The organism is Streptomyces tibetensis (assembly GCF_007655005.1).
Classification (GTDB): domain Bacteria; phylum Actinomycetota; class Actinomycetes; order Streptomycetales; family Streptomycetaceae; genus Streptomyces; species Streptomyces tibetensis.
Window position 1 is genome coordinate 272,220 of the sequence record NZ_SZVW01000006.1, and the last position, 26,149, is coordinate 298,368.

The window sequence follows — 26,149 nt, forward strand, 5'->3', positions numbered from 1 at the left end:
TGTCTCAGCTCCCCGTGGGACGTACCACCGTGGCGGCGGTGCGCAGCAGAATGCAGACGTCCTGCCACAGGGACCAGTCGTCGATGTAGGCGTTGTCGAAACGGCAGCGGTCCTCGATCGAGGTGTCGCCGCGCAGGCCGTGGATCTGGGCGAGGCCGGTGATGCCGGTCCGCATGCGGTGGCGGACCGCGTAACCGGGATAGGTCTGGCCGAACTGCGCGACGAAGTAGGGGCGTTCGGGCCGAGGCCCGACCAGGCTCATGTCGCCCCGGAGCACGTTCCACAGCTGGAGCAGTTCGTCGAGCGAGGTGCGCCGCAGCATCCGGCAGAACCAGCGCATCTCGTTCTCGTTCGCCACGCTCCACCGGGTCGCCGACTCGTGCTCGTCGACCGGGCGGTGTGTACGGAACTTCAGCAGGGTGAACGGCTTGCCGCCCCTGCCGATGCGCTCCTGCCGGAACACCACGCCCGGCCCGTCGCAGATCCGCAGCACCGCGGCGAAGGTCAGCAGCAGCGGGCCGGCCAGCAACAACAGCGCGCCCGACACAAGGATGTCGAGCGCCCGCTTGGCCACACTGTCACGCCGGACCGGGGACATGTCCAGCCGTCGGCAGGAGAACCCGGCCAGCCGTTCCCGCGTCGCGTACGCCGGGGTGTCGGCGTCGACCTCCCAGACCACGCAGCCCGAATCGGCCAGCGCCCGCAGCAGCGGCTCCTGTTCGGCTCGTACGGAGGGGTGCACGGCCAGCACCGCCCGCACCCCGTTCTGGATGACCGCGCGCTCGACCTCCTCGGCGGTCGTCAGCACCGGCAGGGTCTCGGTGCCCTCCGGCTGCTCGGCGACGATCCCCACCGGCCGGACGCCGCAGCGCGGGTGACGCAGTACCGCGGCGGCCACGCGCTGCGCGGTCGTGACCGGGCCGAGGACGAGTGCCGTGTGCGGGTGGCGCAGCAGCGCGGCGCGACGCCGCGCGTGCACGGCTCCGCGCAGCGCGCAGCCGGCCGCCGTGTGCAGGGCGAGGCCCGTCAGCACGGTGGGCAGGGACAACGCGTGCTCCGGCCGGTACGCCGCGAGAAGCGCCGCGAGAGCCAGCCACGCCACCGTGATGCGGCCGCACAGGGCGGGCAGCTCGTCCAGCAGCCCGGGCGTCGGCGGCCGCCCGTCGCGGCGGCGCAGCAGCAGCGAGGCGACGATCAGCAGGGTGACGAGGAGTGGGTGGCGCTGGGCCCCGGTGAGCGCGAGCGTGCCCGCGAGGGCGGCGATGCCGTCGGCCACGAGCAGTGGCAGGGGTGAGGCCGGCCGGGCCGGGGGCCGCGGGGCGGACGGCCGGAAACCGGTGGTCGTGCCGCGCGGGGGCATGACCGAGACTGGTGAGGACCCGTGGTCCCGCGGCGCTACGCCGGGGGAGGGCACGGTACGTTCGGCGGTCACGAGTGGATGGACTCCCTGTACTCGGTGGGCTCGACGTGCTGTGCCGGCCGGTTCGTCTCGGCGCCACGTCCGGTGTCGAGCGGCTGACCGTGCTCAGCGCTGGGGGTGGTGGCGGTCCATGGGCCGAGCAGGTCGCGATAGACGTCCGAGACGGCTTCGGCGGTGTGCCGCACGTCGTGGGCGGACAGCACGTGCCGGCGGCCCTGGTCGCCGAGCGCTGCGCGCAGCAGTGGGTCTGCCAGCAGCGCGGTGACGGCTTCGGCCAGCGCCGCCGGGTCCTCCGGCGGCACCAGGCACCGGGCGGAGGTGAAGGACGGCAGACTCTCGCGGGCACCGTCGACGTCCGTCACCACGACCGGCCGCCCGCAGGCCATCGCCTCCAGCGGCGCCAGGGCCATGCCCTCCCAGCGGGACGGCAGGACGACGAGATCGGCGGCCTGGTACCAGGGGGAGGCGTCGGCGACGGCTCCCGCGAACACCACGGATCGCGGGGCGTTTTCGCGCAGCCGGTCGTGGTCCGGCCCGTCGCCGACCAGGACGAGACGGGCGTCGGGCACCTGCTGTTCGACGGTCTTCCACGCCTGCAGCAGGACGTCCTGCCCCTTCTGCCGGCACAGCCGCCCCACGCACACGGCGAGCGGTGCCGTGGGGTGGATGCCTGCGAGCGGGGCGAGTCCGGCCCGTACGGCGCCCGCGGCGGCCGGGCGAAAGCGCTCCGGGTCGATGCCGTTGGGGACGACGGTCCAGCGGCCGGTGATCCTGGCGCCCATGCCGGTCGCGCGTTCCGCCTCGCTCACACACACCACGCGTGAGGCCCACCGCGCTCCCCAGCGTTCCCACATGAGCGCCAGGGTCGCGGTGCCTCCGCCGACCGCCTCGAACGACCAGGCGTGCGGCTGGAAGACCGTCGGGATCCGCCCGCGAACCGCGAGGCGTCCGGCGAGTCCGGCCTTCGCGCTGTGCGCGTGGATCAGGTCCGGGCGCACCTCGTCGATGACCCGTGTTAGGTGCCGTACCTCCCGGATGAGCGACGTACCGGGAGACCGCGTGGCGTGCCAGTGCCGTACGCGCGCGCCGAGCGTCCGCAGTCTCGTGGTGAGCGCGCTGTCGGGGCAGGCCACGGTGACATCGAGGCCGTCCGACAGCTGCGCCTGGACCAGGTCCGTGACGACGCGTGCGACACCGCCGTCCACCGGCTGGGTGAGGTGCAGGACTCTTGGATGAGGTGCGGTGGATGGCAGGTGCATGTGCGCGGATTCCTCGCTCGCGAAGGCGTTCGGGGCGGACGGCGACGTACTCACCGCCGTGCGTCGACGGCGGCGAAGAGCACGCCGGCCCACGCCGCGTCCTGCTGAGACTGGATCCGGAAGGTGGCCTGGTCCCCGCTGTGCTCCAGGGCGCTTCCGAGGTCGAACACGTCGGAGTCGTAGCCCAGGGTGTTGGCGTAGGCGGGCACACGTGACGCATCCGCCCCGGGCTCGCTGATGGTGGAGTTGAGGACGTCGTCGCGGGGGTTGGCGGCGTTGGTGAGGGCGTACCCGGACTGGCCGGTCGTCACGGTGAGCGAGTCTCCGCCGGTGCCGCGGTCGCCGTTGTACGTCACCAGGCCCGCACGGCCCCACGCGCCCGCGGGGAAATCGAGGCCGCCGAGGCCGATCTCCACGGCCCCCAGCGGGGTGAAGCCGTCCCAGACCGTGAGGTGCCGCAGCGGCTCCGCCGGGTTCTCGTAGGCCACCACGAGCGTCCAGCCGCCCCAGGCCCCGGCCGTGGATCTGCCCATGGCGATGTTGATCTGCGCCACGGTGTACAGACCCGGGCCGCCCTCCCGCACCAGCCGGGTCACGTCGGCCGAGGCCTGGAAGGCGTCCATGCCGTCCATGACGCGGTGTCCGACCGTCGTGTCCGCGAGCAACTCCTTGTACTCGCCGCCGGGTTCGGCGATCAGCACGCGCCCGTTGTCCTGCGGCGGCTTCTGCTCGCCCACGCGGAGATTTCCACCCCAGTACAGGCGCGCGTGCGTCACCCGGGAGCCGCTGGGCAGACGGACCTCCCCGCGGGAGGAGTTGTAGGTGTTGGCGTCGCGGTCGACGTCGACGTAGAACATGTCGAAGTCGCCGTTCACACCGGGGCCGCCTCCCCGGACCTCCGGACACGAAGAGCTCTGGTCCGTGCGGCAGGTGATCGATGCGTTGGCGGCGCGTACGATGCCGCCGTGCTGGAGCGCGTGGTACCGCTCGGTGAAGCTGAGGCTCTCGGCCTCCGGTGAGGGGGCGGCAGCCGGCGCGGCCGCGGGGGAGCTGCCCGCTGCCCACACGGCGGCAAGGGCGAGGACGCCCACGGTCGCGCGGCGGAACAGCGGGCCCAGGGAATGGCGCATGACCGGTCGTTGCCCTTTCGGAACAGGTGGCCGTGGCAGATCGCCACGAGTGCGATGTGTCCGCGCTGAGGAGTGCGTCGGGCGGTTCGCAACTCTAGTCATCAACCGGACATAGTCGATGAAATTCGGCGAAACCTGACAGTGTGTCGGAATCGTGAAAGCGCGAGTCTCTGCTGCTTCCGGCCGTCGGCCTGCCCCTCGGGAACCGCCCTCCGCTCCGCGCGGGCCGCCGCATTGCTCCGTCAGGGCACTGAGCGGTGCGCCCTCACAAACCGTCTGATCAGCCCTGACGTGGCGAAAGGGGGAATTGCGGAATCCCGGAAAGCGTATGAGCGGTTGCAGGAAGTCGTGGGTGCTTTCACGGTGGGCTCAAGATCCAACGCCGTCGAAAGGAATTCCCATGTGTGCTCTGCCCGTGCGGCGCATCGCGTCCGGTGCGCTCTGCGCCGCCCTTCTGGTCGGGATCACCGGCCCCGTCGCCATGGCGGCCGAATCGTCCCGCGGGCACGGCCATGTGGCGCCCGAGGCCCGGCTTCCCGGCGTGGAGGCGCGGCTCGCGCAGATCGAGAAACTGAACTGGGGCGAGCTCACCCCCGTCGCCGACCTGCTGACGACTGTGCTCCGGAACAACAACGGCACACTGCCTCCGGCGGAGGCCAGGAAGCTCGGAGCCGCCGCGAAGACCGCCCTGACCGAGGCGGCCGCCAAGCGGACGCGAACCCCGCTCATGTCGACGGTGGTGCGGCTACCCGCTCCCGCCCTGCCCGTCGCGGTACCCGGGGTGCCGGTGCCGCGCGCCGCCGACCCCGTGACCGACCTGCTGGACGTCGTGGTCGGAGCGGTCGACGGCCTCCTGGAGGCGATCACCTCGCGTGTTGACGGCGTCCTTCCCTCGGTCGACGGTTTGCTGACCGGAGTGGACGACCTCCTGGCCGCGCTGGACGAAGGTGGCCTGTCGCTCCCGGACGAATCCGATGCGTCGGCACCGTCCGAGGAGTCGTCCGCCGAGCCGGCCGGCCCGTCGTCGACATCGGAACCCGCCGAGACGGCTGTCACGCTCCCCGAGCTCTCGGAGATTCCGGAGATCCAGCTGCTGACGCCGGTCGTGCCGCCCACTTCTTGATCCAGAGCCCGTCAGTCGTGGTGCCGACCTCAGGGAGCGGCGCCACGACTGTCGCTCTTCCCGCCCCACTTCGTGTTTCCTTCGGTTCCTTCCCGGCCCCGGTTCCGGTCTTTTAATAGATCTCGTATGAGGTATCGGCAATCTTCGGGATCTCGGTTTCCGCCCAGACCAGGGCTCGTTAGGCACGGCGACAGAATCCCCTCCGGCGACGTGCGTTGCCGAAGAAAGGAACACGATGAAGTCTCTGAAGGCTGCCGCCGTCTTTGCCGGGTCACTGATCGCCGCTGGATCCGCCACCCCCGCGATCGCCTACAACGCTCCTCAGCAGGCGCCGACCGGCTACAGCGCCCCCGACCAGGCGCCGGCTGCTCAGAGTGCTCCGTACTACGCGTCGGCTCCGCAGCAGGCTGCTCCGTACCAGGCCCCGGCTCCGCAGCAGGCTGCTCCGTACCAGGCCCCGGCCCCGCAGGCTGCTCCGTACCAGGCGCCGGCTCCGCAGCAGGCTGCTCCGTACCAGGCCCCGGCCCCGCAGGCTGCTCCGTACCAGGCGCCGGCTCCGCAGCAGGCTGCTCCCTACCAGGCCCCGGCCCCGCAGCAGGCCCCGGCCCCCAGCCCCGCCCCGGAGCAGGCGCCCGCAGCGACGGAGGGCCACCGCGCCCGGGACCTGGCAGCCACCAGCATCAGCGGCGACGCGACCACCCGGGTTCCGCTCGATGTGACCGCCGAAGGTTCGAACGCGCTGCTCCCCACGGCCAAGGAGGCTGTGGCTGCGCTGAATGAGGCCAAGCCGGCGCACGGCAACCTGTGGCTGTAGGGCCGAGACCCACCAGTCAGGAGGCGGTCCTCAGTGGTGCTGGGGGCCGTCTCCGTGTTTGTCCCACCCGGTGCAGCGACCGGACCGCTGCGAGACTCCTGGTGCATCGTCCTGACGGACACAGCGGTCGCCTTCCGCTGGTTCCCGTGTCACTGCAATGGCCGCGCCATGGTGACCGCCCCTCGGTGTTCCTCGGTTACGGCTATGGGACAACCGAAGGGACGTGGAGCGAATCATGGTCGTCGACATCGGCGCGGTACCGGCCGGCGCCGCGGGTGCGGCACCGCGCCCGCCGCAGCCCGGAAGGGAACGAACCACACGGCGAAACGCGGTGCGAGGTCTGGCCGCGGGCGCACTCGCCGCGGTCATGGCCCGGTTCGCCACCGCTTCCCGACCTCGGCGCCCCGGTCCGGGGCCCGGGAACGCGATGCCCGACACCCGCTTCGACGAGACCTACGGCGGCCGCCGCATCCGAGGTGTGCGGATCTCCGAGCGTGGTACGGCTGAGGCCGGCCGGTGGCTGGTCATGGTGGACGGCCGACCGCTGCACCTGATGCGCCGGGCCGACGGTACCTGGCTGAGCATGGTCGACCATTACTGCTCCTACCGGTCACCGCTCGAGGCCGCCCGCGCGGCCGTCGACCAGCTCGGCCCCGGGCAACGACTGCGAGAGCCGGCCCGGAGCCCCGGAGGCACGGGGCATGTGCACACGGGAGGCCGGCATGGCGTACGTACGTAAGGACGCCGGCATGCTCACCAAGGCCGAGCGGCGCCGCTTCGTCAGGGCGCTGCTGGAGGTCAAACGGCGGGGTGAGTACGAGGAGTTCGTGCGGATGCACATCGAGTACTTCTCCGCGGACGGTGAGCACGGACTGCGCGCCGCGCACATGGCGCCGTCGTTCCTGCCCTGGCACCGCCGGTTCCTGCTCGATCTGGAGCGTGCGCTGCGCCGGGTGGACTCCTCCGTGACGGTGCCGTACTGGGACTGGACGCGCGACCGCACGACCACGTCCGCGCCATGGACGGCGGACCTCCTCGGCGGCAACGGGCGCCGATCCGACCACCAGGTGACGACCGGTCCGTTCGCTCACCGAGAGGGCAACTGGACCATCACGACAGGCGTGACCGACCTGCAGTTCCTCACCCGTGACCTCGGCCGCCGCCGCGCCCGGATCGACCTGCCCACCAAGGGCGAGCTGGAGTGGGCACTGAAGGACCCGGTGTACGACATGGCGCCCTGGAACTCGACGGTCCCCCGGGGTTTCCGCAACAAACTGGAAGGCTGGGGTGGCGGTCGAGGCGCCACCTCCTGGCACAACCACAACCGGGTGCACCGCTGGATCGGCGGGACGATACTCGGCGGGGCCTCCGTCAACGACCCCGTCTTCTGGCTGCACCACGCCTTCGTGGACCTCCAGTGGCATCGCTGGCAACTGCGTCACCGCAGGGCACGCTATCTTCCCGCCACGCCGCCGGGACAAGACGACGAGCAGTACGCCCGGATCGTGGCGAGACACCAGACACTGCCGCCGTGGGACGTGACACCGGACGAGCTGGAGGATGTCAGCCACATCTACCGGTACGCGTGAGTGCGAAGCTTCACGGCAAGAGCCCCGGCGCTGAACGCGCCGGGGCTCTGGGGGGAACGGCAGGATCAGTGGCCGTGGTGGTGAACGGCCTTCTTGCCGGCCTTCTTGCCGGCCTTCTTCTTGTCCTTCTCGTCGTCGCCGTTCTTGCAGACGATGCCGGAGGCCTCGTTGAGCGCGCCGATCAGAGTGACGGTGTTGCCGCACACATTGATGGGCACGTGGAGCGGGACCTGGACCACATTGCCGGACAGGAAGCCCGGCGAGCCGATCGCCGCACCCTTGGCGCCGGCGTCCGCCGCGGCCAGACCGGCTCCGCTGAGCACCATGGCGCCCGTGCCCAGTGCGACAGCGCCAACCTTCGCGATGTGAGACATCACGTTCTCCTTAGTGATTTCGAATGAGTGCGGCAGCGGCGCGCGACCGCACTGCCCGTTCAACGCGACGGCCGGGGGCCGGTCACGGCTGCCGAAACGATGGTTTTTTCATGAAAGTTGCGCCTGTGCGCGTTTTGTCTGTGAAGAGGCAGAAAAAATCGTCTACTGTCAGCGACTGTAAGTGACCGATCCATCACGGATCGTGTTGACCCGAGAAACGGAGAAGTAATGCGCAAGTTCCAGAAGGCCGCGGTCGTCGCGGCCATGCTCGGCAGCGTCAGCTTCCTCGGTGCTGGCGTCAGCCAGGCCTACGGTGGCGACAAGCCGAACGTGGACATCGACAGCGTCCAGTCCAACACCTGTGGCAACGAGAGCCAGTCGGGCGTCCTGAACATCGGCCGCGCCAACGTCCAGATCCTGGACATCCTGGCGAACCAGCCGGTCGACCAGAGCACCTCGGTGCCCTGCTCCAACGCCTTCGGCATCGGTGGCTGACGGTCGCTGACCAGGTGATCTGAGCGGGCCCCGTCGTCCGGACCGTGTGTCCGGGCGCGGGGCCCGCTCGCCGTTGCGCGATCCGGCCGTGGGTGTCGCCGCGAACCCCGGCGGCCTCTCAAGAAAATTACGCGACTCGGCGTTTCGCCTGTCAAAAGCCGCGAACCTCTTCTAGTTTGAACACTGTCGGTAGGCGGTCCATCACGGACCGTGTGCGATGTGAGAAACGGAGAAGTAATGCGCAAGTTCCAGAAGGCCGCGGTCGTCATGGCCGCGCTCGGCACCGTCACCTTCCTCGGCGCCGGCGTCAGCCAGGCCGGCGACGGGCCGGGCCTCGAGGTGGACAGCAAGCAGTCCAACTCGTGCGGCAACGAGGCCCAGTCGGGTGTCCTCAACATCGGCCGTATCAACGTACAGGTCCTGGACATCCTGGCGAACCAGCCCGTTGACCAGGGCAAGTCGGTGTCCTGCACCAACGCCTTCGCCCTCGGCGGCGGTCACTGAACAGGTGATCCGGGCGGGCCTCGAGACTCGAACGAAGTTTCGGGATCCGGGGCCCGCCCCTGGCTTTTGCCGATGCAAGTTCTCGAAGGTCCCCGTCGTCCACTCGGGGAATCGCCGTAAAGGAGTATGGACATGCCGAATGCAAAGAGGATCGCAGTCGTAGCGGGAGTTCTGTGGAGCGTGGCTCTCCTCGGAACCGGGGCCGGCCAGGCCTTCGCCCTTGACGGCTCCGGCGGGTCCAATGGCTCTGGCAAGTGCGTCGATGACGGCAAGGGGAATGTTCGCTGCGTGCACGAGGCCGTATACCGCGACGGAGACGGAAACATCCACGTCGTTGCGAGCCAGGCGCAGAGCTGTTCAAGTGAGGGCTGCAGCAGCAGTGTCGTCATCGGTGGCAAGGACTCCTGACGTCCGAGGCAGCCGAGGCGCCCTTGTTCACGCCGGCGCCTGTTGCGTAAGTCCACGCGTCGGTCAGAGATGGCCGGGACCCGGTACCGGGTCCCGGCCATTTGCGCGTGCCGAGGGCCGCTACCGCTCGCAGGCGGCGCCCGACGGGCGTGTTCAGGGCAGCCGTCGGACGGGCGCCCCCGCGAGGAACGCGCGGATGTCCTCGACCGCCTGCCCGTAGTACATCGCGTAGTTGGCCCGGGAGACGTAGCCGAGGTGCGGTGTGGCGAGGAGGCGGGGTGCCGTACGCATCGGGTGGTCCGCCGGAAGGGGCTCGATGTCGAAGACGTCCACGCCGGCGCCGGCGATACGGCCCGCGTGCAGGGCGTCGAGGAGGGCATCCTGGTCGACGATCGCCGCACGTGAGGTGTTGATGAGGTAGGCGGACGGTTTGAGCAGGGCGAGTTCGGGCCGGCCGAGCAGGCCGCGGGTGCGGTCGCCGAGGGCGAGGTGGACCGACACGAAGTCGCTGTCCGCCAGCAGCTCCTCCTTGGAGGGGGCGAGTTCGACGCCGACCTCGTCGGCACGCTCCCGGGTGAGGTTCTGGCTCCAGGCCCCGACCCGCATGCCGAAGGCGAGCCCGACCCGTGCGACGCGGCTGCCGATCTTCCCCAGGCCGAGCAGCCCGAGACGCCGGCCGTGCAGATCGGCACCGACGGTGCTCTGCCAGGGGCCGCCGGAGCGCAGGGCGTTGCTCTCCTCGACGAGGCCGCGTGCGAGGCCGAGCAGCAGCGCCCAGGTCATTTCGACCGGCGGGGTGGAGGAACTGGCCGTGCCGCACACCGTGACGCCGTGGGCCTCGGCGGCCGCGTAGTCGATGACGGAGTTCCGCATGCCGGAGGCGACGATCAGTTTCAGCCGGGGCAGCCGGGCGATCAACGACCCGGGGAACGACACGCGTTCGCGCAGGGTCACGACGATGTCGAAGCCGGCCAGGGCGGCGACGAGGTCGTCCTCACCGTCGATGTGCCGGTCGAACGACACGACCTCCACGTCGTCCGCGACCACCGCCCAGTCGGCGACCTCGGTCGCCACCCTCTGGAAGTCGTCCAGTACAGCGCAGCGCAGCCGCACGGCTTGCCCCTTTCACGGTGCAGGGTCCGGGTTCGGTTTCGGGTCGGCGTTCGGGGTCCATGATCGCGCGTGCCCCGGGCTGCGGAAAGTGGCAGAACCTCGACACGGCCTCGCGCCGACCCCTTCCCTTCGTCCCGAAGCGTTGGGGGTGAGCCTCGATCCGGACTAGGGCTGCGAGGACCGGCCCTGTTGGTCAGGGAACTCACCGCGGGACTGACCACGGGACTCGTCGCGGAACTCGTCGAGCAGCTCGAAGAACAGCTCCATCGGAGGCCGGCCGGCGGCCTCGGCACTGCGCTCGATCACAGTCGGCCAGCCCAGAGAGGTCTGTTCACCCGTGCGCCGCTCCAGCCACAGGCTGAACGGACTCTGACCTCCCGGGCTCCAGAAGTCGAACGGCTCCTCGACGCCGTGCACGGCAAGGGCGATCCGGTATCCGGCCAGCATGGAATCCAGATGCCGCAGCGACCTGTCACGCACCCACATGCCCGGCCGAAGTCGTACCTCGTCCAGGAGGTCGTACACATCGCGCATCGCGCTGAGCCGTTCGTGCGCGCTCAGGGCATTCTTCGCCGCCGTCATGGGGGGACCCTATGCCGAGCGCGACCGGCGAAAAGCCCTGTCCAAGGGAGGGTGGCGCACTCATGATCTGCCTGACGGTGTCCTGCAGGCGCGGTGCTACCGGTCGTGGAGGATTTCGGGGCGTGTGACCGGCACGATGGTGATCAGGTTGTCGAGGCCCTTGAAGTCATCGGGGTTGGTGGTGAAGAGAGGGAGTTCTTCGGCGGCCGCGATGGCTGCGATCATCAGGTCGGCCACACGTCGACCGGGCTTGCGACCTGCGGAGACGACGGCAGCGCAGATTCTGCCGTACATGCGGGCTGCTTCCACGTCGAAGGGGATGGGGTCGAATTCGTTCTCGGCGCGTTGCAGGACGTCCATGCGGCGAGCCCGTTCGGCATGTTCGTCGTAGTCGCTCTGCTCTTCGCTGCGACGTACCTGGTGGGGGCCTGCGGAGAGTTCAGCGAGGGTGATGGCGGTGATGGCCATCTCGGCGGGCAGTTCCTCGGCATTGATCCATTTGCGGAGGACCATGATGTTGGTGTCGAGCAGGCCCTGCTCGTACTCAACGGGCATACGGGTCGTCCAACTCCTGCTCGACGACGATGTCCTGGTCGTCACGGAAGGCATCCAGGGAGATGTCGGGCGCGGTGCGTGACATGGCCGCGAATTCGGCACGGGGGACGAAGCGGCGACGGCGTCGAAGGGGGACCAGCTCGCCGACTTGGTGCCCGTCGCGGGTGACCGTGAACGCCTGCCCTCCCTGGACAGCGTCCATGATCTCTTTGGAGCGAGTGCGTAGATCGCGCTGAGTGATCTCGGGCTGCGCTGGCATGCTGCCCACGATAGCGAGGGTGTGCTACTCGGTGCTACTCGGTGCTCCGGGCGTGGATCTGTCGGCGCGAGCCGGGGCTGCGATACAACGTCGGTCGACATTCGTGATCGCGCGTCGGTGAGGGCGCTTGCTCTTGGAGCGACGCGCGGCCGGACATGAAAGAGCCCCTCACGCGTCTCCGCTGGTGAGAGGCTATGGGCGCCCCCGGCAGGACTCGAACCTGCGGCCAAGCGCTTAGAAGGCGCCTGCTCTATCCACTGAGCTACGGGGGCCGGGTGTGGTGGCCTCTGTCCTGGTGCCCGGGTGTGGGCCGAACCGTGACGTTGCCGGGGACAAGGATAGGGCTCCCGCGTCCTTGCCCCTGTTGCTTCGCCTCCGTGGCTCGATGTGGAGGTTCGGTGAAGCGGTCCTTATAATCGCAGGCAGGTACGAATCGTGCACCGCTTTTGGCGTCAGAGGCATCGGGTGTTGTGCACTCGTTATGCCTGGAGTGTGCCTGTGTCCCAGTCGTCCCTTCCATCCCTTGTGTTCCGTCGGCGCGCAGACATGCTCATATGCTTCAGAATTCCCCTAAAATTGGGCATTCTTCACATGTGGTGACCTTGGACGTACGGCCTCAGCTGCTCGACGCACTCTCCGCCCTGCGCGACCGTGTCGCCGCCGCACGCTTCCCGCTGCCCCTGGCGGGGGCCCCACGCGCGCGTGCCAACCGCGACGAACTCCTCGCGCAGCTCGACGACTACTTGGTGCCCCGCTTGCGGGACCCCGAAGCGCCGCTTCTGGCCGTCGTGGGAGGGTCGACCGGAGCCGGCAAATCGACCCTGGTGAACTCCCTCGTGGGACGGCGGGTCAGTGAGGCGGGCGTACTGCGGCCGACGACACGCACCCCCGTACTGGTCTGCCATCCGGAGGACCACCACTGGTTCAGCGGTATGCGGGTGCTGCCCGATCTCACGCGCGTGTGGGTGTCCGAGCAGGAATCCACCGAAGACCTGCTGCTCCCCGGCGAGAACCCCGCGCGCGTGCTGCGCGTCGAGACCGCCGAGACCCTCCCGCCCGGCCTCGCCCTCCTCGACGCGCCCGACATCGACTCCCTCGTCGCCGACAACCGGGTACTGGCCGCCGAACTCATCTGCGCCGCCGACATCTGGGTCATGGTCACCACCGCCGCCCGCTACGCCGACGCCGTCCCCTGGCACATGCTGCGCACCGCCAAGGAGTACGACGTCACCCTCGTGACCGTGCTCGACCGTGTGCCCCACCAGGTGGTGAACGAGGTGTCACGGCAGTACGGGGCCCTGCTCACCAAGGCCGGGCTCGGCGAGGTGCCGCGCTTCACCGTGCCCGAGCTGCCCGAGTCCGCCTGGGGCGGCGGGCTCCTGCCGGCCTCCGCCGTCGCCCAGCTGCGCACTTGGCTGATCCACCAGGCCCAGGACCCCGCGGCCCGGCAGCACGTCCTCGCCCGCACGGCGTACGGCGTCCTCGACTCCCTCAAGTCCCGCATGCCCGAGCTGGCCGGTGCCGCCGCCGCGCAGTACGCCGCCGCACTGCGGCTCACCTCCGCCGTCGAGGGGGCGTACGACAGTGAGCACACGCGCGTGCGGGGCCGGTTGCAGAGCGGGGCGGTCCTCGCCGGGGACGCGCTCAAGCGGTGGCGCGCCTTCCCCCTGGACTGCACCGCCGCCGAACTGCTCGACGCGCTCGTGGAGAGCCTCAGCGCGCTGCTGCTGTGCGCCGTCACCGCCGCCGACGAGCGCGTCGACGACGCCTGGCGGCGCGAACCGGCGTCCGCCGCCCCGGAACTCGCCGCACGCGATGCCGATGCGGACAGCACCGAGCAACGCATCGGGCTGGCCGTACGGCGATGGCGGCGGGAGCTGGAGGAGCACGCCGAGGACGAGGTGCGCGAACTCGACCGCAACCTCGCGCCCGACCCCGAACTGGTCGCCGCCCTGGTCGCCACCTCCCTGCTGGGCGGACGCCGGGGCCGGATGGCCGGGGAGGGGCTCGCCGAGCGGATCGGCGCCCATGGCGCGCTGCGGCTGCGCGACCGGGCCGGGCGGCTGCTCGCCGAGCACGTGGACCGCGTCCTGCACGCCGAACGCGAGCGCCGGCTCGCCCCGCTCGACGCGCTGGACGTCCACCCCGAGCCACAGGCCGAACTCATCGCCGCGCTGTCCGTACTGCAGAAGGAGAGGTGACCGGTGACCGCCGTCACTGACCAGGACCCCACCGAGCACACCGACCAGCCGGACGACGACGCCCGCAAGGCGGCAGGCACCGCCGGCCGGGGTGCCCCGGACGACGAACGCGCGAAGCGCACCGACTCCGCGGAAACCTGGGACGACGGGCTCATCGCGCGCCGGGTCAACGAGACAGCCGAAGGAGACCGGTTCCCCATGACGGACAGCCGCTCCGCCGCCCCGCCGACGGTGACCCCACTGGTGTACGAGGGGTCGCTGCGCTCCCGGCTGGAGGCGCTGCGCCAACTGGTGGGGCTCTCCCGTACCCGGCTCGACAGCCGGACGCTGTCACAGGCCGGCCGGGTGCTCGACGAGGCGTCCGCGCGGCGCAGGCTCTCCGGGCAGCACACCGTCGTCGCCATCGCGGGCGCCACCGGCAGCGGCAAGTCGCAGCTGTTCAACGCGCTCGCGGGGGTGACCATCTCGGAGACGGGCGTCCGCCGTCCCACCACCGCGGCGCCCATCGCGTGCAGTTGGAGTGACGGGGGCGCCGGCCTCATCGAACGGCTCGGCATCCCGCCCCGGCTGCGCCGCCGGCCGCTGCCGACCGGGGACGGCGAGTCGCCGCTGCGCGGACTCGTCCTGATCGACCTGCCCGACCACGACTCCGCCGCCGTACAGCACCGTCAGCACGTGGACCGCATCCTGGCGCTCGTCGACGCGGTCATCTGGGTCGTCGACCCGGAGAAGTACGCCGACGCCGTCCTCCACGAGCGCTATCTGCGGCCCATGGCGGCCCACGCCGAGGTCATGTTCGTGGTCCTCAACCAGATCGACCGGCTGCCCGGGGAAGCCGCCGAACAGGTCCTCGACGATCTGCGGCGGCTCCTCGACGAGGACGGCATCGCCCTCGGGGAGTACGGCGAACCGGGCACGACCGTGCTCGCGCTGTCCGCACTCACCGGGGACGGCGTGGGCGAACTGCGCGAAAGCCTCGGGCAGTTCGTCTCGGAGCGCGGGGCGGCGAACCGTCGCATCTCGGCCGATGTGGACATCGCCGCGGCCCGGCTGTGGCCCGTCTACGCCACCCAGCGGCGGACCGGGCTCAGCGAACAGGCCCGGGAGGAGTTCTCCGACCGGCTCGCGGACGCGGTGGGCGCCACGGCGGCGGGCGAGGCGGCCGAGCGGGCGTGGCTGCGCAACGCCAACCGGGCCTGCGGTACGCCCTGGCTGCGGCTGTGGCGCTGGTACCAGGACCGCGGCGAGCCCACCACGGGGCGGCTCCCCGGGCGTACGCAGGCCGACGAGGAGGCGACCGCCCGTCAGCGGGTCGAGCAGGCGGTGCGGACGGTGGCCGACCGGGCGTCGGCCGGGCTGCCCGCGCCCTGGGCACAGGCGGTGCGCGAGGCGGCCGTGCGAGGCTCGCAGGGGCTGCCGGAGGCGCTGGACGAGCTGACCGTGCGTGCGGGGGTGCCGACGGGCCGGCCGCCGCGGCCCGGGTGGTGGCCGGTGGCCGTACTGGTCCAGGCGTCCATGACGATCCTGCAGTTCCTGGGCGGACTGTGGCTGCTGGGCCAGATCATCGGGGTCGTGTCGCCCAACCTCGGGGTGCCGGTGCTGCTGATGGTGATCGGCATCGTCGGCGGACCGCTCATCGAGTGGAGCTGCCGGATGGCGGCCCGGGGCCCGGCCCGGCGCTACGGCCTGGAGGCGGAACGCCGGTTGCGGGAGGCGGCGTCCGGATGCGGCAGGGCCCGGGTGCTGGACCCGGTGGCGGCGGAGCTGCTGCGCTACCGGGAGGTCAGGGAGCAGTACGGGAGGGTGGTGGGAGCGGGACGGTGACGCTGCGGTGGTGAGGCGCCGGGGGGCGTGATGAGACGCAGGCCAGGTGGGAAGCGCCGAGTGGGGCGATGAGCTGCGCCGGGTGGGCGGTCAGGCACGGGCGAAGTGGTGTGCGGCGCCGAACAGACCGGTGAGGTGTCCGGCGGGCTGGTGAGGTGTCCGGTGGGCCGGTGAGGCGCCCGGTGGGCCGGTGAGGTGCCGGGGGAGTGGCGGCTTCGGGGATGGCGGCTGTGACGGGCCGCCGGTGTTGCCGTCGCTCCTCCGGCGCCCACCCCAACCTCACCCCTGCGGGTGGTGGCGTTGTCCACAGGCCGGCGGTGGTCCACAGCGCTCAGCGGGCTCGGCCCGGCGGGGGCAGTCTGGCAGACGCAGCCGTACGGGACCGGCCCGTACGCGTGTCGGCCCGGTGCGTAGCCGTAGTCCGGGCGAGGGAGGGTTCGCGATGAACGAGACGATGGTCTGCGCGGTGGGCAGGGTGGCGACGCAGCCGGTGTACCGGGAGATGGCGTCCGGCCCGTCGGCGAGGTTCCGGCTGGCGGTGACCGCGCGCTACTGGGACCGCGAGAAGAACACGTGGACCGACGGGCACACCAACTTCTTCACAGTGTGGGCCAACCGCCAGCTGGCCACGAACACGGCGGCGTCGTTGACGGTCGGCGAGCCCGTGATCGTGCAGGGCAGGCTGAAGGTGCGCACCGACGTGCGCGAGGGGCAGAGCTGGACGTCGGCGGACATCGACGCGGTGGCGATCGGTCACGATCTGGCGTGGGGCACTGCGGCCTTCAGGCGCGCGGGCAAGACGGAGGCCGCCGCCCCCTCGCAGGCGCAGCCCGAGCCCAACTGGGAGACATCGCAGGAAGGTTCGGAAGAAGAGGCGGCCGCTCGCGCGCAATCAAGGTCAGCCACAGCTGTTTTGACGTGACGTCACACAGTAAGTCGGCCCGAACTATGGCTTATCGGCGAGTGCGCACCGAACGACCAGGAACGATTTGTCGATAAGCCCTGCTCGCCTGGAGTGTTGGCGATAACGATTCCGATTCGGATCACTCGTCCGACCGTCTGACCGGCGGGCGAGGTCTCCCGCGTCCCTAGGATGCCGGACATGGCTCTCGGGACTTTTGTGTCCGGTGAGGCTTCTGATTCTGCAGGTGGGACCGTCCCCCCACGTCAACAGGTCCTGCTCGAAGGGGAATTTGGTGTTTGCTTCGTTCTCTGAGCTGTTCGTACGCAGGCGAGGCGCGGCCCGCCTCGCCACCGCGACGGTGGTGTCCGGACTTGTCGCCGCGGGCGGGCTGGCCGGTGCCGGCCGGGCGGCCGCCGACGATACGACGCAGAGTCAGGGCGGGGCGACCGCGACGATAGGCGGCCTCAAGACGTTCGGCGCGGCAGTCATACACGCCGGTGCCGGTGACCAGGAGATCTCGGCGGGCCTGTTCGAGATGTCCGTCGACGGCGGCGGCATGCTGCAGACGTACTGCGTCGACCTCCACAACCCCACGCAGCGGGACGCCGAGTACCACGAGACGTCCTGGAGCGGCACGTCCCTGGGGGCCAACAAGGATGCCGGCAGGATCCGTTGGATCCTGCAGAACTCCTACCCCCAGGTGAACGACCTCGCGACGCTGGCACGCAAGGCGGGCGTGCGGGGCGCGCTGACCGAGCAGGACGCGGCGGCCGGCACGCAGGTCGCGATCTGGCGCTACTCGGACGACGTGGCCGTCGACGCCCTCGACCCGCAGGCCGAGCAGCTCGCGGACTACCTGCAGAAGAGCGCCCGCATCCTGCCCGAGCCCCGTGCCTCGCTCACCCTCGAACCGCCCGCGGTCTCGGGCCGGCCGGGGGAGCTGCTCGGACCCGTGACGGTGCGCACCAACGCCGGCAGCGCGACGGTCACGCCGCCCGCCGACGCCGCCACGAGCGGGGTGCGGGTCGTCGACAAGCAGGGCAAGGACGTCACCTCGACGTCCGACGGCGGGCAGGTGTACTTCGACGTGCCCAAGGACGCGGCGGCGGGCACGTCGGAACTGACCGTGCAGGCCTCGACCACCGTGCCGGTCGGACGGGCCTTCGCCTCCGAGAGCCGTAGCCAGACGCAGATCCTGGCCGGTTCCAGCGAGTCGACGGTGTCCGCGACGGCCAGGGCGACGTGGGCGAAGCAGGGCCCGGCCCCGGCGCTGTCGGCGGCGAAGAACTGCGCCGAGGGCGGCGTCGACATCATCGCGTCCAACAAGGGCGACGAGCCGTTCACCTTCGACCTGGCCGGGCTGCAGCACACCATCGCCGCGGGCGAGTCCCGCACGGTGACGGTCCCGCTCCAGGAGGACCAGGCCTACGACTTCACGATCCATGGCCCCGGTGGTTTCGAGAAGCGCTTCACCGGCATGCTGGACTGCCAGACCCGTGGCAGTGACACCGGCACGACCACCCAGACCCTGAGCGAACCGGTACCGGCGACGGTGGGCGGCGCGGCGACCGACACCAACCTCGCCGAGACGGGCGGCTCGGACATCACGCCCCTGATCGCCGGCGTGGCCATCGGCTTCGTCCTGATCGGCGGGGCGACGCTGATCGTGCTGCGACGCAGGGAGCAGACGGCGGGGGAGTGACCCGGGCGAACGCCGTTCGATCCCCCAGGGGGGCCGTTGCCGGGCCCCGCTGCAAGTCAGGCGACGAGAGGTACCTGCTCGCCCTCGGCCGGGACCTGGTAGTGAGCCCAGATCTGGTTCAACTCGTGCTGGTAGTAGAGCGGATACAGGCCGGCCACGATGAACAGGATGAGGCCGATCCAGGGGTTGCACTCCTGCTCCAGCCCGGCGGAGCGCTGCATGCGGGCTATGCGCACACCGGTGTTGTAGACCGAGATGAAGGGGGGAACGATCAGCACCCAGCCGAGAGCGAGAGCCACGACCGACACGGCCGGATTGACCTCGATCCGCTGATCGAAGTCCCGGGCTTCGCGATTGATTTTGTAGTACCAGACCAGGTGGTAGATCCCCAGTGTGATCAGCGGCCAGATCAGCCAGACGAGAAATATGTTGCGGGTCTTACCGGCGCTACCTGACATGGCACACCTCCCATATGTCCAGTTCATCACGGTCGGCAGTGGGGCGCGCGTGGTGAGGTCGAAGGCCCTGAGACGCAGGTCGGCTCGTCATGACGCCGTCGGCCCAGGCTGCAAGCGCTGAGAGGTCGCCATGCCGACCGGCGGCTGGTTCGACGTGGTGCAGCAGCGCCGGCCCGGGGGGCGTGGACCGCGGCAGACGTCGTTTCAGTTGGTGAGGTGGCGGTGGCTGATGCGGGCTGCGGCTGTGCCGGCGAAGGTCATCGGCATGACGTGTTCGGCCTCGCGCTCGTAGCGGTGGTGGAGGCGTCGGCAGCCGGTGAGCCGGAACGCGGGCCTCTCGACGACCCGGCGGTGGCGGCCCAGCCGCCGGGAGGACTCGATGCCCCTTTGCGGGCGATGCGGTGGCGTAGAGCCCGCCCCTGGGCCGTCCGAGGCTCCCCGAGGGCGCTCGACGACGGCCGACGGTGACCGCCGAGCTACCGCCGCCCACCACTAACCCCCAGGTCAGCGAGCCGGCAGGTAACGCGTTTCCGCCCAGGGCTGGCGGTACGGCAAGATGGGGTGTTACTTACCGCGAGAGGGCATGAAAGTCCCCCTCACCAGCGGTTTTCTCGCCGATGAGGGGCCGTGTCAGGCAGCCTGGGCCGTCTCTGGGCCGTCGGGCGTCTGTGGGCCGTCATGAGCGTGACCGGATGCCCGGTACATCGCGGAGATGGCTTTCCGGGTGCGGGTCTCACTGGACGGCATCAGGTGCGTGTAGACGCGGAGGGTGAAGCCCGGATCGCTGTGGCCGAGGTAGAGGCTCAAGGCCTTGATGCTCTCCCCGGCGTCCAGGAGGACCGAGGCGTAGAAGTGCCGCAGGGCGTGCATGCCGTGTTCGCGGGCGGCGGCGTAGCGCTCGCCTTTCTCAGGGGCCGGGATGATGCCGGCGGTTGCGAGCGCGGGTTTCCATGCCTGGTCGTTGAACGCCTGGCTCCAGATGGCAGCGCCGATGCCGCTCGTGAAGAGGAGCCGGTGCGTGACCTTGGGGCCGGTCGGGGTCAGCCAGGGCAAGGTGACGTCGACGGGAGGGGAGGCCGCCATGTGCTCACGGAGCGCGGCCCGCACCTCCGGGTCGAGGGGGACGTCACGCAGCTTGCCGCGCTTGGGCGGGGCGAAGACCAGCGTGCCGCGAACCTTCTTGACCTGCTGGCGGACGTATAGCCAGCCGAGGTCTCCGATGTTGTCGACGGCCAGGCCGAAGATCTCACCCTGTCGCAGGCCGCACCCGGCACCGAGGTCGACCATGGCCCGGTAGCGCTCGGGGAGGCCCGAGCGTACGCCGAAGACCTGTTGCGCAGTCCACGGATGAACACGTGACGGCACGGGACGGGGAGCCTTGACCGATCGAGCACGGCAGGGATTGGAGGCCAGGAGACGATCATCCACGGCCGCGTTCAGCACCGAGGAGACAGCGTCGAAGATGAGGCGCCGGTACTGGGCGGACGCTACGACGTCTTCGAGCTGGCGGTTCCAGTCGCGGATGTGCTCGGGCTGGAAGGAACCGATGGGGCGGGTTCCAAGGTAGGGCAGGGCGTGAAGGCGGAGCCTGCCTTCCACGGCAGCCCTACTGGTCAGATCGGTCGTGAGGGCGGCCAGCCAACGGTCGGCGTACTCGCGGAAGGTGGTGCGAGCGGCCCTCGGGTCGATGTACTGCCCCCGGGCCATGTCGGCTTCTACGTTGGTCAGCCAGGTGTCCGCCAAGCGCTTCTGCTTGTCCGGGAAGCTCTTCGACTTCTCTGTGCCGTCCGGGCCGATGTAGCGGGCGCGGTAGCGCATGCCGTTGCCGTGACGGTCGGTCTTGACCTTGCGAGTCTTGCCGTCCGCGCCCACCTCGGTCCGGTACCAACGGTCCTGGATGTGCCCGGCCATCAGGCAGCCTCCCCGAGCTGGGAGTCCACCCAGGCCCGCACGTCATCCGGGTCGAAGCGGAGATGCCGGCCGACTCGGAAGCCGCGGGGACCGGTGCGCTTACGGCGCCACTGGTAGACGGTCTCGACGCTGGGCAGCTCGAACATCTCGACCAGGTCCTCAGGCGTCAGGAAGCGGTTCGGCAGCTCTGAGGCCATGGTCACCACTCCTCTTCGATGAGTTGGTCGCGTAGGGCTTCGCGGGCGGTTTCCCGGTTGAGTTGGAGGTCGCGGGCGATGGTGGCGGCGAGGGCGGATTCGCCGGGGGTGTGGCCGTGCCCGGCGTACTGCCAGTCGGCCAGGACCAGGACGGTGTCCGGCTCGCGGTCCTCCAGGCCGAGGGCGGCGTGTTCCTGGGCGGCGCGGTAGTCGGCGCGGGCCTGCCGGAGGGCGCCGAGGGTGGTCGAGTAGCGACGGGACTTGGAGGAGAAGTGGCCCCGGAAGCCGAGCATGTGAGCCCAGGCCCACAGACGCCGGTCCGGGTAGAGCGGGTCGAGCTGCTTGCAGGCCTCGATGAGGCGGCGAGTGTGGTCCGGGACCTGGTGACGGTCCAGCTCGGCGAGTTCGCCGATGCGGCGGTCGAGAGTGCCGGTGTTCTCGGCGGCCTTGGTGGCGTACTTGGCAACGTAGGAGGCGACGGCCTGTTCAGTGATGTCGGAGCCATCGCCGAAGGCCTTCACGGGCCGGACGTCGAGCTGTCGACCCCAGCGGAAGGTACGGGCCGGTTGGTCCTCAGCGGCCGGGACCGAGACCGAGGTGTAGGAGTGCGCGGCAGCTGCTCGGATCGCGTCGGCGAGGAGGTCGACCGTCGCCCAGGACGGCGGCGCGGTGTCCGGTCCGTCGGGGCCGTCGATGCGAATCACGGCGTGGAAGTGCAGGGCGCCGCGCTTTTGGAACTCGGCGACCTTGCCGTAGGAGAGCCGGGCGCACTCCTTCAACTCGCGCTGGGTGATGCCAGCGCGGGCGGCGATCTCGCGGCGGAGCCGGTTGGTGAAGCGCTGCCAGAGCTGCCCGGAGTGGTTGTTGAACAGCACAGCGCCCGCGTAGTCATACGTGACCGGGTCCAGCGCGGTGCCGAGGGCGGGGTCGTCAGCGCCATGGCGGGTGCCGCAGCGGCAGACTCCCCGGTCGGGACGGTTGTGCACCGGGCCGAAGGAGGGCGCGGTGAGGGTGGCGAAGACCCTCGGATGATCCCGGACGGTGGCGGGAATGTCGCGTCGGTCGTCCCCGGCCAGGCCCGCGCGGATCAGGTGATAGGTGTCGCCCGCGTAGGTCCAGGCGCAGGAGGGGCAGCGGGAGGCACGGCGGTTGCCGCAGGCAAGGCGGAGGCGTCCGCCCGGCTCGTTCGCGGTGGAATAGTGGTGCAGGGTCTCGCCGGTGGTCTTGTCCTTGTGAAGGGTCCAGCCGGTGAGGTGGATGGGGTCGGCGCAGCCGCCGGTGCGGCGGATCTGCTCGTGCCAGCGGTGGTAGTCGGAGGCCGAGGCCACCCTCAGCAGGTCGCCGAGGGTGGTCGGGTCGAGCAGCGTGTCAGGCACGGGCGCCCTCCCGGACGCGGCGGGCGGGGACGGTGCCCAGGCCGTTGCAGGCCCGGCAGTCGACGGTGATGGTGAGCAGGTGGCCGTGCTGGTCGCGGCCGCCGGTGGTGATGGCGGCGGTGGCGAAGCCGTCGCAGTTCGGGCAGATGCGGGCTGTCGGTGTGGTGCGGTGCGTCATGCTGGGGGTTCCTTCCGGTTCGTTGGATCGGACAGGGACGGCGCCCGGAGCGGACGAGACTTGGCGGTTGAGGCCGCTCCGGGTGCCGGTCAGCGTCGCTTCGTCTCCGAGGCGAGCAGCGAGCGCAGGACGACGGCGCAGACGGCGACCGAGGCGCCGGTGATGGCGACCGCCAGGAGCATGGAGACCAGGACGGCGCCGACGACCAGGACCACGGCGGTGCCGCCGCCGACGAGGGCGAGCGCGGTGCCGGGGGTGAGCTGCACCGTCGGCCGTGCATGCGCCGGAGCCGGGGCCACGGCAGCGGGCGGCGGGGTCTGGGCGGCCCGGACGATGGTGGTCGGCTCAACCACGGCAGGCGGGGTGACGTGGCCAGTGGGTGTGGGCATGGTCGGGATCTTCGGGCGGAACATCGGCAGTTCTCCCTTCTGGGCAGGCGGTTACTTGATGAAGGTGTCGATGGCGGGGGCGAGGACGCTGTCGGCGAGGAGGAAGCCGCCGAGCAGCAGGACGGCGATGAGCCAGGCCGGCGGGCGGATGAGCTTGACGCCGAGGTAGCCGACGACGAGCAGCGCGAGCCAGAGCGGTACTTCCATGGCGGGGGGCCTCCTAGCGGACGCGGCAGCGGTGGGTGCGGGCGGCGAGCTGGGCGGCGGACTGGCTTCCGTAGTCGGAGGACCAGCCGCAGCGGTCGGCGGTGCACACGGCGGCGTACTTGGTCTGGCCGTGGCGGTCGCGGTGGGTGCCGATCTGCACGGGGCCGATGCGCATCACGGAGTGGAAGTGGTCGCGGGCGGGCATGTCAGTCGGTTTCCTCTCGGGTCAGGGCCGGGTCGGGGAAGGTGGCGCGGATACCGGCGGCGGTGGTCGGGTCGGTGGTGCGGCGGGCGGCTTCCTCGGCGAGCAGGTGGGCGAGGAGGGGCCGGTTTGCGGCGGCCATCTCGTGGGCGGCGTCGAGGTGGTCGGCGGCGGTCAGGTCGGCCGGGTCACTGGTCATGGCTGTCTCCCGTCGATGTCAGGCGAGTTGGGCGGCGATGGCGTCGGCCAGGTGGGGCGGGACGCCGAGGCGGGCGCGCAGGGTGTCGGTGTCGATTGGCGAGCCGGTACGGGTGCGGTGGTCGTCGGCGACCTTGCGGGCGTGGTCGACCAGCGCGGCCGGGACCGGCGAGGCCGGGGCGGGCTCGGGAGCCGGGAGGACCGGAATGTCGTCGACCGCCGGGACCGGCTCAGGCACGGGCTCCGGTTCGGTCTCGGTAACCGGCTCGGGGTTCGGCTCGGGGATCGGGGCTGCGGGTGCCGGCGGATCCGGCACCGGGTCGGTGGTGGAGTGGGCGAGGAGGGTGCCGCCCATGAAGGCCAGGGCGGGCCAGGCGGCGACGAGGATGCGCAGCCAGGCCGGGACGTGGTCGAGGTCGAGGAGTCCGGCGGTGGCGACGTTCGCACCCAGCGAGGCGACCAGGGCGATCACGAACCAGCACCAGGCCAGCCGTGAGGGGCCGTCCGAGCGGAGTCGGCGCCAGGAGGCGACCAGGAGCAGGTCGACGCTGATCGGGTAGGCCCAGGCTTTCCAGCCGTCCTGTCCGGCAGCGGCGGCGAGGTCGTGGAGGTGGGCGAAGGACAGCGCCCCGGCGATGACGGCCTGGACCAGGACGGCGTCGACGCGGAGAGCGGGGCGAGTCATCACGGCTCCTTCTGGTGATGTGGCATGGGAGGGGTAGGGACCTGGCGCGAAGCGGTCACGCCGACCGGAGATGACGGGTGGATCAGGCGGTGGCGGGGGCTGTCTTGGACAGCGGCACCCGGGCCGAGGGCAGCGCGGCAACTGCGGGCCGGTAGGGCGCCAGGGCGGGCACGTCGGGGGTGCGGTCGGCGTACTTGTTGCAGGTGTTCACGGCCTGGCGCAGCGAGGTTTGCGGGGCGCGGATGCGGTGCCAGCCACCGGTCGAGTCACCGGCTATGGCCACCCCGCGCGTTTCGGCGGGTATCTGGATAGCGGCCAGGACGGCATCCGGAGAGATGTCACCGAAGGCCATATTCGCCGAGGTCTCGTCGTTGACGCGGTGGGCAGTGCGGCCAGTGAGCTGGGCACGGAGCATGGTGATGCCCTTGCCGAGTTCGGACCCGAAGCGCTGCCCGCAGATCTCCAGATAGATCCCGGCCGCGCGGCCGAGCTGGGCGAGGCGGACCAGCGCGGTGATGATCCGGTCCCGGCGCTTCTCCTCGTCCTTGCTGGCGAAGAGGGCGAGTTCGGCGACCTCGTCGACCAGGATCACGACCGGGACGGGGCGGATGTCGTCGGGCAGGTCCCAGATGTCGGCGGCTATCTCCGCATCCGGCACCGCGACACTGATGCGCTGCTCGGCCCGGATGAGTTGGTAGACCTCCTCCATGTGGGACACCAGAGCTTCCAGCAGTTCCAGGGCAGTGTCGGGATTGTCGGCCAGCGCGGAGAACCGGCGCGCGAGCGGGAACAGTTCGACGCCTTGCTTGCAGTCGATGCCGACCAGGGCGACGTCCATCGGGGCGAGTCCGGCGACCAGGTTGCGCTGGTAGACGGACTTGCCGGACTCAGTGGCCCCGAGGGTCAGGCCGTGGGGAACGGCGCGGTAGTCGCGGTAGTGCACCGAGCCGTCCTCCCGCAGCGCGACCGGAACCCGCATCGGACGGGTGTCGGTCTTGGCGGGCATCTGGACCTGCTTGAGCACGTCATAGCCGGTCATCTGCACCTCAACGACACCGGAGCGCACCTCTCGTGAGGTCACGCCGTACATCCCGAAGGAGTGCCGCAACCGGTCCGTAGAGGCCGCCACGTCGAAGGCGTCCTGTCCGGGCCGGAGCTTGAGCCGCAGGACGAGACCGGTCCGGGTCGGGCGCAGACGCAAGATGCGCGGCGGGCGGGACTCCGGCACCGGCCGGTTGGCCACACGGGCCAGCGCCAGCCGCCAGCGCGACGGCGGAACCGTCAGCCCGCACGCCTCCATGACCGAGCCGTAGCGGACCAGCACCCGCACCGTGGCGAGCACGACCCCGAAGGTCAGCCAGTACCAGGCGGGGCGCCGCCACCGCAGAAGACCCGCAGCGGCGACGACCACAACCACAGCGACCATGAACCAGGTCATGATCAGGCCGCTTCAGATGCCGAACCGGCAGCGGCCAGCGAGGTGACGGCGACGGCGCGGAAGGCGATGCCGTGCCGCTTCTGCCCGTTGAACTCGTTCTCCCACGGCCGCGCGATCAGCCCTGTCAGGGCCACCGGCGTGCCCATGGCCAGGTCACTGGAGATACCGGGCTCCGGGACGGCGACGGAAAGGATCTCGACCTCGTCGTTGGCCGCGAACATCACGTCCACGGTCATCAGCTTGACGCCGTCGGCGTCAATGGCGATCTCGCCGGTACGGCGGTCCCGCACCTTGGGCTGCGGAGCCTTGGCGACCATCACGGTCGCGGTGGACGTGTCTACGGGGATCTGACGCATGATGGAACTCCCTTGAGAGGGGCGGGAGCGGCGTACTTGCTTGGCGGTGGGTCGCCGCTCCTGTGAATGTGGATGGAATGCCGCAGCAAAGCCGCGGAGTGCTTCGCGCCACCAACTGGTGCGCACCAGAAGGTTGCATCTGGTGCGCACCAGATGTCAAGCGCTGTCGCGGGCCCGGCTCCTCAACTCGCCTGACTGCGACGGTTCCAGGAAAGCGCGCCAGGCAACGTCCCGGTAGACAACAGGGGTTAACACCCGACCGGTTAACCCCTCCCTACCTGCGCTGATGTGAGGCATC

General features: G+C 70.5%; 30 protein-coding genes and 1 tRNA gene. 10 read left to right on the forward strand and 21 right to left on the reverse strand.

The annotated features are described in order from the left end of the window. Window positions 1–4: 4 nt before the first annotated feature. Genes FDO69_RS12715 through FDO69_RS12725 form a run of 3 tightly spaced genes read right to left on the reverse strand, consistent with a single transcriptional unit; the run spans window position 5 to window position 3,809 of the window. Window positions 5–1,432, reverse strand: a complete 1,428-nt coding sequence (locus FDO69_RS12715) for an exopolysaccharide biosynthesis polyprenyl glycosylphosphotransferase (RefSeq protein ID WP_104779887.1) — start codon at window positions 1,430–1,432, stop codon at window positions 5–7. Continuing rightward, on the reverse strand, window positions 1,429–2,679 hold the full coding sequence (locus FDO69_RS12720; RefSeq protein ID WP_104779888.1) for a glycosyltransferase family 4 protein: 1,251 nt from the start codon (window positions 2,677–2,679) through the stop codon (window positions 1,429–1,431). Before FDO69_RS12720 ends, FDO69_RS12715 begins: the two co-directional genes overlap by 4 nt. A gap of 50 nt (window positions 2,680–2,729) precedes the next feature. Continuing rightward, entirely contained in the window at window positions 2,730–3,809 is a 1,080-nt protein-coding gene (locus FDO69_RS12725; protein ID WP_104779889.1) for a DUF3344 domain-containing protein, read from the reverse strand. Between the two features lie 400 nt (window positions 3,810–4,209). Between FDO69_RS12725 and FDO69_RS12730 the strand changes: the two genes are divergently transcribed. The 4 genes from FDO69_RS12730 (at window position 4,210) to FDO69_RS12745 (ending at window position 7,335) form a co-directional block, all read left to right on the forward strand. Next, complete coding sequence (locus FDO69_RS12730) at window positions 4,210–4,932, forward strand: hypothetical protein (RefSeq protein ID WP_104779890.1); 723 nt, start codon at window positions 4,210–4,212, stop codon at window positions 4,930–4,932. 235 nt (window positions 4,933–5,167) lie between these two features. After that, a complete protein-coding gene (locus FDO69_RS12735) occupies window positions 5,168–5,746 on the forward strand; it encodes a hypothetical protein (RefSeq protein WP_104779891.1) in 579 nt (192 codons plus the stop codon). Between the two features lie 235 nt (window positions 5,747–5,981). After that, entirely contained in the window at window positions 5,982–6,485 is a 504-nt protein-coding gene (locus tag FDO69_RS12740) for a tyrosinase family oxidase copper chaperone (RefSeq protein WP_104779892.1), read from the forward strand. Next, window positions 6,469–7,335, forward strand: coding sequence for a tyrosinase family protein (locus FDO69_RS12745; protein ID WP_104779893.1), 867 nt, complete (start codon window positions 6,469–6,471; stop codon window positions 7,333–7,335). Before FDO69_RS12740 ends, FDO69_RS12745 begins: the two co-directional genes overlap by 17 nt. A 65-nt stretch (window positions 7,336–7,400) precedes the next feature. Here FDO69_RS12745 and FDO69_RS12750 read toward each other — a convergent pair whose 3' ends face one another. After that, window positions 7,401–7,709 (reverse strand): chaplin, encoded by a 309-nt coding sequence (locus FDO69_RS12750; protein ID WP_104779894.1) that lies wholly within the window; start codon window positions 7,707–7,709, stop codon window positions 7,401–7,403. 228 nt (window positions 7,710–7,937) lie between these two features. Between FDO69_RS12750 and FDO69_RS12755 the strand changes: the two genes are divergently transcribed. Together FDO69_RS12755 and FDO69_RS12760 are read left to right on the forward strand one after the other, a co-directional pair. Next, window positions 7,938–8,204, forward strand: coding sequence for a hypothetical protein (locus FDO69_RS12755; protein WP_104779895.1), 267 nt, complete (start codon window positions 7,938–7,940; stop codon window positions 8,202–8,204). A gap of 237 nt (window positions 8,205–8,441) precedes the next feature. Beyond that, window positions 8,442–8,708: a hypothetical protein gene (locus FDO69_RS12760; RefSeq protein ID WP_104779896.1), complete on the forward strand. Its 267-nt coding sequence runs from the start codon at window positions 8,442–8,444 to the stop codon at window positions 8,706–8,708. Window positions 8,709–9,269: 561 nt separating this feature from the next. Here FDO69_RS12760 and FDO69_RS12770 read toward each other — a convergent pair. The 5 genes from FDO69_RS12770 to FDO69_RS12790 all read right to left on the reverse strand — a co-directional run bounded on the left by FDO69_RS12770 (window position 9,270) and on the right by FDO69_RS12790 (window position 11,897). Continuing rightward, complete coding sequence (locus FDO69_RS12770) at window positions 9,270–10,229, reverse strand: D-2-hydroxyacid dehydrogenase family protein (RefSeq protein WP_104779898.1); 960 nt, start codon at window positions 10,227–10,229, stop codon at window positions 9,270–9,272. 165 nt (window positions 10,230–10,394) lie between these two features. Continuing rightward, window positions 10,395–10,811, reverse strand: coding sequence for a hypothetical protein (locus tag FDO69_RS41600; protein WP_199838284.1), 417 nt, complete (start codon window positions 10,809–10,811; stop codon window positions 10,395–10,397). A 96-nt stretch (window positions 10,812–10,907) separates the two neighbouring features. Continuing rightward, window positions 10,908–11,366, reverse strand: a complete 459-nt coding sequence (locus FDO69_RS12780) for a type II toxin-antitoxin system VapC family toxin (protein ID WP_104779899.1) — start codon at window positions 11,364–11,366, stop codon at window positions 10,908–10,910. Further along, the gene (locus FDO69_RS12785; RefSeq protein WP_167526574.1) at window positions 11,356–11,625 is read right to left on the reverse strand and encodes a prevent-host-death protein; all 270 of its coding nucleotides are present in this window, start codon (window positions 11,623–11,625) and stop codon (window positions 11,356–11,358) included. The genes FDO69_RS12780 and FDO69_RS12785 overlap by 11 nt, the downstream gene beginning before the upstream one ends. 199 nt (window positions 11,626–11,824) lie before the next feature. Continuing rightward, window positions 11,825–11,897 (reverse strand) — tRNA-Arg (locus FDO69_RS12790). 321 nt (window positions 11,898–12,218) lie between these two features. On the opposite strand from FDO69_RS12790, the gene FDO69_RS12795 reads away from it, so the two are divergent. From FDO69_RS12795 to FDO69_RS12810, 4 genes are all read left to right on the forward strand, one after another. After that, window positions 12,219–13,826 (forward strand): dynamin family protein, encoded by a 1,608-nt coding sequence (locus FDO69_RS12795; RefSeq protein ID WP_104779901.1) that lies wholly within the window; start codon window positions 12,219–12,221, stop codon window positions 13,824–13,826. Between the two features lie 3 nt (window positions 13,827–13,829). Beyond that, window positions 13,830–15,650 (forward strand): YfjP family GTPase, encoded by a 1,821-nt coding sequence (locus FDO69_RS12800; RefSeq protein WP_104779902.1) that lies wholly within the window; start codon window positions 13,830–13,832, stop codon window positions 15,648–15,650. A gap of 442 nt (window positions 15,651–16,092) precedes the next feature. After that, window positions 16,093–16,572, forward strand: coding sequence for a single-stranded DNA-binding protein (locus FDO69_RS12805; protein ID WP_104779903.1), 480 nt, complete (start codon window positions 16,093–16,095; stop codon window positions 16,570–16,572). Window positions 16,573–16,846: 274 nt separating this feature from the next. Beyond that, window positions 16,847–18,256 (forward strand): Cys-Gln thioester bond-forming surface protein, encoded by a 1,410-nt coding sequence (locus FDO69_RS12810; RefSeq protein WP_104779904.1) that lies wholly within the window; start codon window positions 16,847–16,849, stop codon window positions 18,254–18,256. Between the two features lie 56 nt (window positions 18,257–18,312). Here FDO69_RS12810 and FDO69_RS12815 read toward each other — a convergent pair whose 3' ends face one another. From FDO69_RS12815 to FDO69_RS12870, 12 genes are all read right to left on the reverse strand, one after another. Further along, entirely contained in the window at window positions 18,313–18,714 is a 402-nt protein-coding gene (locus tag FDO69_RS12815) for a DUF4234 domain-containing protein (RefSeq protein ID WP_104779905.1), read from the reverse strand. A 630-nt stretch (window positions 18,715–19,344) separates the two neighbouring features. Then, entirely contained in the window at window positions 19,345–20,625 is a 1,281-nt protein-coding gene (locus tag FDO69_RS12820) for a tyrosine-type recombinase/integrase (RefSeq protein WP_104779906.1), read from the reverse strand. Then, entirely contained in the window at window positions 20,625–20,822 is a 198-nt protein-coding gene (locus tag FDO69_RS12825) for a helix-turn-helix transcriptional regulator (RefSeq protein ID WP_031108990.1), read from the reverse strand. The genes FDO69_RS12820 and FDO69_RS12825 overlap by 1 nt, the downstream gene beginning before the upstream one ends. A 2-nt stretch (window positions 20,823–20,824) precedes the next feature. Continuing rightward, a complete protein-coding gene (repSA, locus tag FDO69_RS12830) occupies window positions 20,825–22,198 on the reverse strand; it encodes a replication initiator protein RepSA (RefSeq protein ID WP_104779907.1) in 1,374 nt (457 codons plus the stop codon). Continuing rightward, complete coding sequence (locus FDO69_RS12835) at window positions 22,191–22,376, reverse strand: hypothetical protein (protein ID WP_104779908.1); 186 nt, start codon at window positions 22,374–22,376, stop codon at window positions 22,191–22,193. Before FDO69_RS12835 ends, repSA begins: the two co-directional genes overlap by 8 nt. An 89-nt stretch (window positions 22,377–22,465) precedes the next feature. After that, entirely contained in the window at window positions 22,466–22,789 is a 324-nt protein-coding gene (locus FDO69_RS12840) for a SpdD-like protein (protein ID WP_104779909.1), read from the reverse strand. 27 nt (window positions 22,790–22,816) lie between these two features. Continuing rightward, window positions 22,817–22,972 carry a hypothetical protein gene (locus tag FDO69_RS12845; protein WP_104779910.1) on the reverse strand — a complete coding sequence of 52 codons (156 nt, stop codon included), beginning with the start codon at window positions 22,970–22,972 and terminating at the stop codon, window positions 22,817–22,819. A gap of 13 nt (window positions 22,973–22,985) precedes the next feature. After that, window positions 22,986–23,177, reverse strand: a complete 192-nt coding sequence (locus FDO69_RS12850; protein WP_030894994.1) for a mobile element transfer protein — start codon at window positions 23,175–23,177, stop codon at window positions 22,986–22,988. A gap of 1 nt (window position 23,178) precedes the next feature. Next, the gene (locus FDO69_RS12855; protein ID WP_104779911.1) at window positions 23,179–23,373 is read right to left on the reverse strand and encodes a hypothetical protein; all 195 of its coding nucleotides are present in this window, start codon (window positions 23,371–23,373) and stop codon (window positions 23,179–23,181) included. Window positions 23,374–23,391: 18 nt separating this feature from the next. Beyond that, the gene (locus FDO69_RS12860; protein WP_104779912.1) at window positions 23,392–24,057 is read right to left on the reverse strand and encodes a DUF2637 domain-containing protein; all 666 of its coding nucleotides are present in this window, start codon (window positions 24,055–24,057) and stop codon (window positions 23,392–23,394) included. Window positions 24,058–24,139: 82 nt separating this feature from the next. Continuing rightward, window positions 24,140–25,495, reverse strand: coding sequence for an FtsK/SpoIIIE domain-containing protein (locus FDO69_RS12865; RefSeq protein WP_104779913.1), 1,356 nt, complete (start codon window positions 25,493–25,495; stop codon window positions 24,140–24,142). Window positions 25,496–25,497: 2 nt separating this feature from the next. Continuing rightward, window positions 25,498–25,851, reverse strand: a complete 354-nt coding sequence (locus FDO69_RS12870) for an SCO3933 family regulatory protein (RefSeq protein WP_104779914.1) — start codon at window positions 25,849–25,851, stop codon at window positions 25,498–25,500. Window positions 25,852–26,149 lie beyond the last annotated feature (298 nt).

Coding starts and splice junctions, on each gene's coding strand:
- FDO69_RS12720 (WP_104779888.1), bottom strand. CDS start 2,679: ATGCACCTGCCATCCACCGCACCTCATCCAAGAGTCCTGCACCTCACC.
- FDO69_RS12725 (WP_104779889.1), bottom strand. CDS start 3,809: ATGCGCCATTCCCTGGGCCCGCTGTTCCGCCGCGCGACCGTGGGCGTC.
- FDO69_RS12730 (WP_104779890.1), top strand. CDS start 4,210: ATGTGTGCTCTGCCCGTGCGGCGCATCGCGTCCGGTGCGCTCTGCGCC.
- FDO69_RS12735 (WP_104779891.1), top strand. CDS start 5,168: ATGAAGTCTCTGAAGGCTGCCGCCGTCTTTGCCGGGTCACTGATCGCC.
- FDO69_RS12740 (WP_104779892.1), top strand. CDS start 5,982: ATGGTCGTCGACATCGGCGCGGTACCGGCCGGCGCCGCGGGTGCGGCA.
- FDO69_RS12745 (WP_104779893.1), top strand. CDS start 6,469: ATGGCGTACGTACGTAAGGACGCCGGCATGCTCACCAAGGCCGAGCGG.
- FDO69_RS12750 (WP_104779894.1), bottom strand. CDS start 7,709: ATGTCTCACATCGCGAAGGTTGGCGCTGTCGCACTGGGCACGGGCGCC.
- FDO69_RS12755 (WP_104779895.1), top strand. CDS start 7,938: ATGCGCAAGTTCCAGAAGGCCGCGGTCGTCGCGGCCATGCTCGGCAGC.
- FDO69_RS12760 (WP_104779896.1), top strand. CDS start 8,442: ATGCGCAAGTTCCAGAAGGCCGCGGTCGTCATGGCCGCGCTCGGCACC.
- FDO69_RS41600 (WP_199838284.1), bottom strand. CDS start 10,811: ATGACGGCGGCGAAGAATGCCCTGAGCGCGCACGAACGGCTCAGCGCG.
- FDO69_RS12780 (WP_104779899.1), bottom strand. CDS start 11,366: ATGCCCGTTGAGTACGAGCAGGGCCTGCTCGACACCAACATCATGGTC.
- FDO69_RS12785 (WP_167526574.1), bottom strand. CDS start 11,625: ATGCCAGCGCAGCCCGAGATCACTCAGCGCGATCTACGCACTCGCTCC.
- FDO69_RS12805 (WP_104779903.1), top strand. CDS start 16,093: ATGAACGAGACGATGGTCTGCGCGGTGGGCAGGGTGGCGACGCAGCCG.
- FDO69_RS12815 (WP_104779905.1), bottom strand. CDS start 18,714: ATGTCAGGTAGCGCCGGTAAGACCCGCAACATATTTCTCGTCTGGCTG.
- FDO69_RS12820 (WP_104779906.1), bottom strand. CDS start 20,625: ATGGCCGGGCACATCCAGGACCGTTGGTACCGGACCGAGGTGGGCGCG.
- FDO69_RS12825 (WP_031108990.1), bottom strand. CDS start 20,822: ATGGCCTCAGAGCTGCCGAACCGCTTCCTGACGCCTGAGGACCTGGTC.
- FDO69_RS12835 (WP_104779908.1), bottom strand. CDS start 22,376: ATGACGCACCGCACCACACCGACAGCCCGCATCTGCCCGAACTGCGAC.
- FDO69_RS12840 (WP_104779909.1), bottom strand. CDS start 22,789: ATGTTCCGCCCGAAGATCCCGACCATGCCCACACCCACTGGCCACGTC.
- FDO69_RS12845 (WP_104779910.1), bottom strand. CDS start 22,972: ATGGAAGTACCGCTCTGGCTCGCGCTGCTCGTCGTCGGCTACCTCGGC.
- FDO69_RS12850 (WP_030894994.1), bottom strand. CDS start 23,177: ATGCCCGCCCGCGACCACTTCCACTCCGTGATGCGCATCGGCCCCGTG.
- FDO69_RS12855 (WP_104779911.1), bottom strand. CDS start 23,373: ATGACCAGTGACCCGGCCGACCTGACCGCCGCCGACCACCTCGACGCC.
- FDO69_RS12860 (WP_104779912.1), bottom strand. CDS start 24,057: ATGACTCGCCCCGCTCTCCGCGTCGACGCCGTCCTGGTCCAGGCCGTC.
- FDO69_RS12865 (WP_104779913.1), bottom strand. CDS start 25,495: ATGACCTGGTTCATGGTCGCTGTGGTTGTGGTCGTCGCCGCTGCGGGT.
- FDO69_RS12870 (WP_104779914.1), bottom strand. CDS start 25,851: ATGCGTCAGATCCCCGTAGACACGTCCACCGCGACCGTGATGGTCGCC.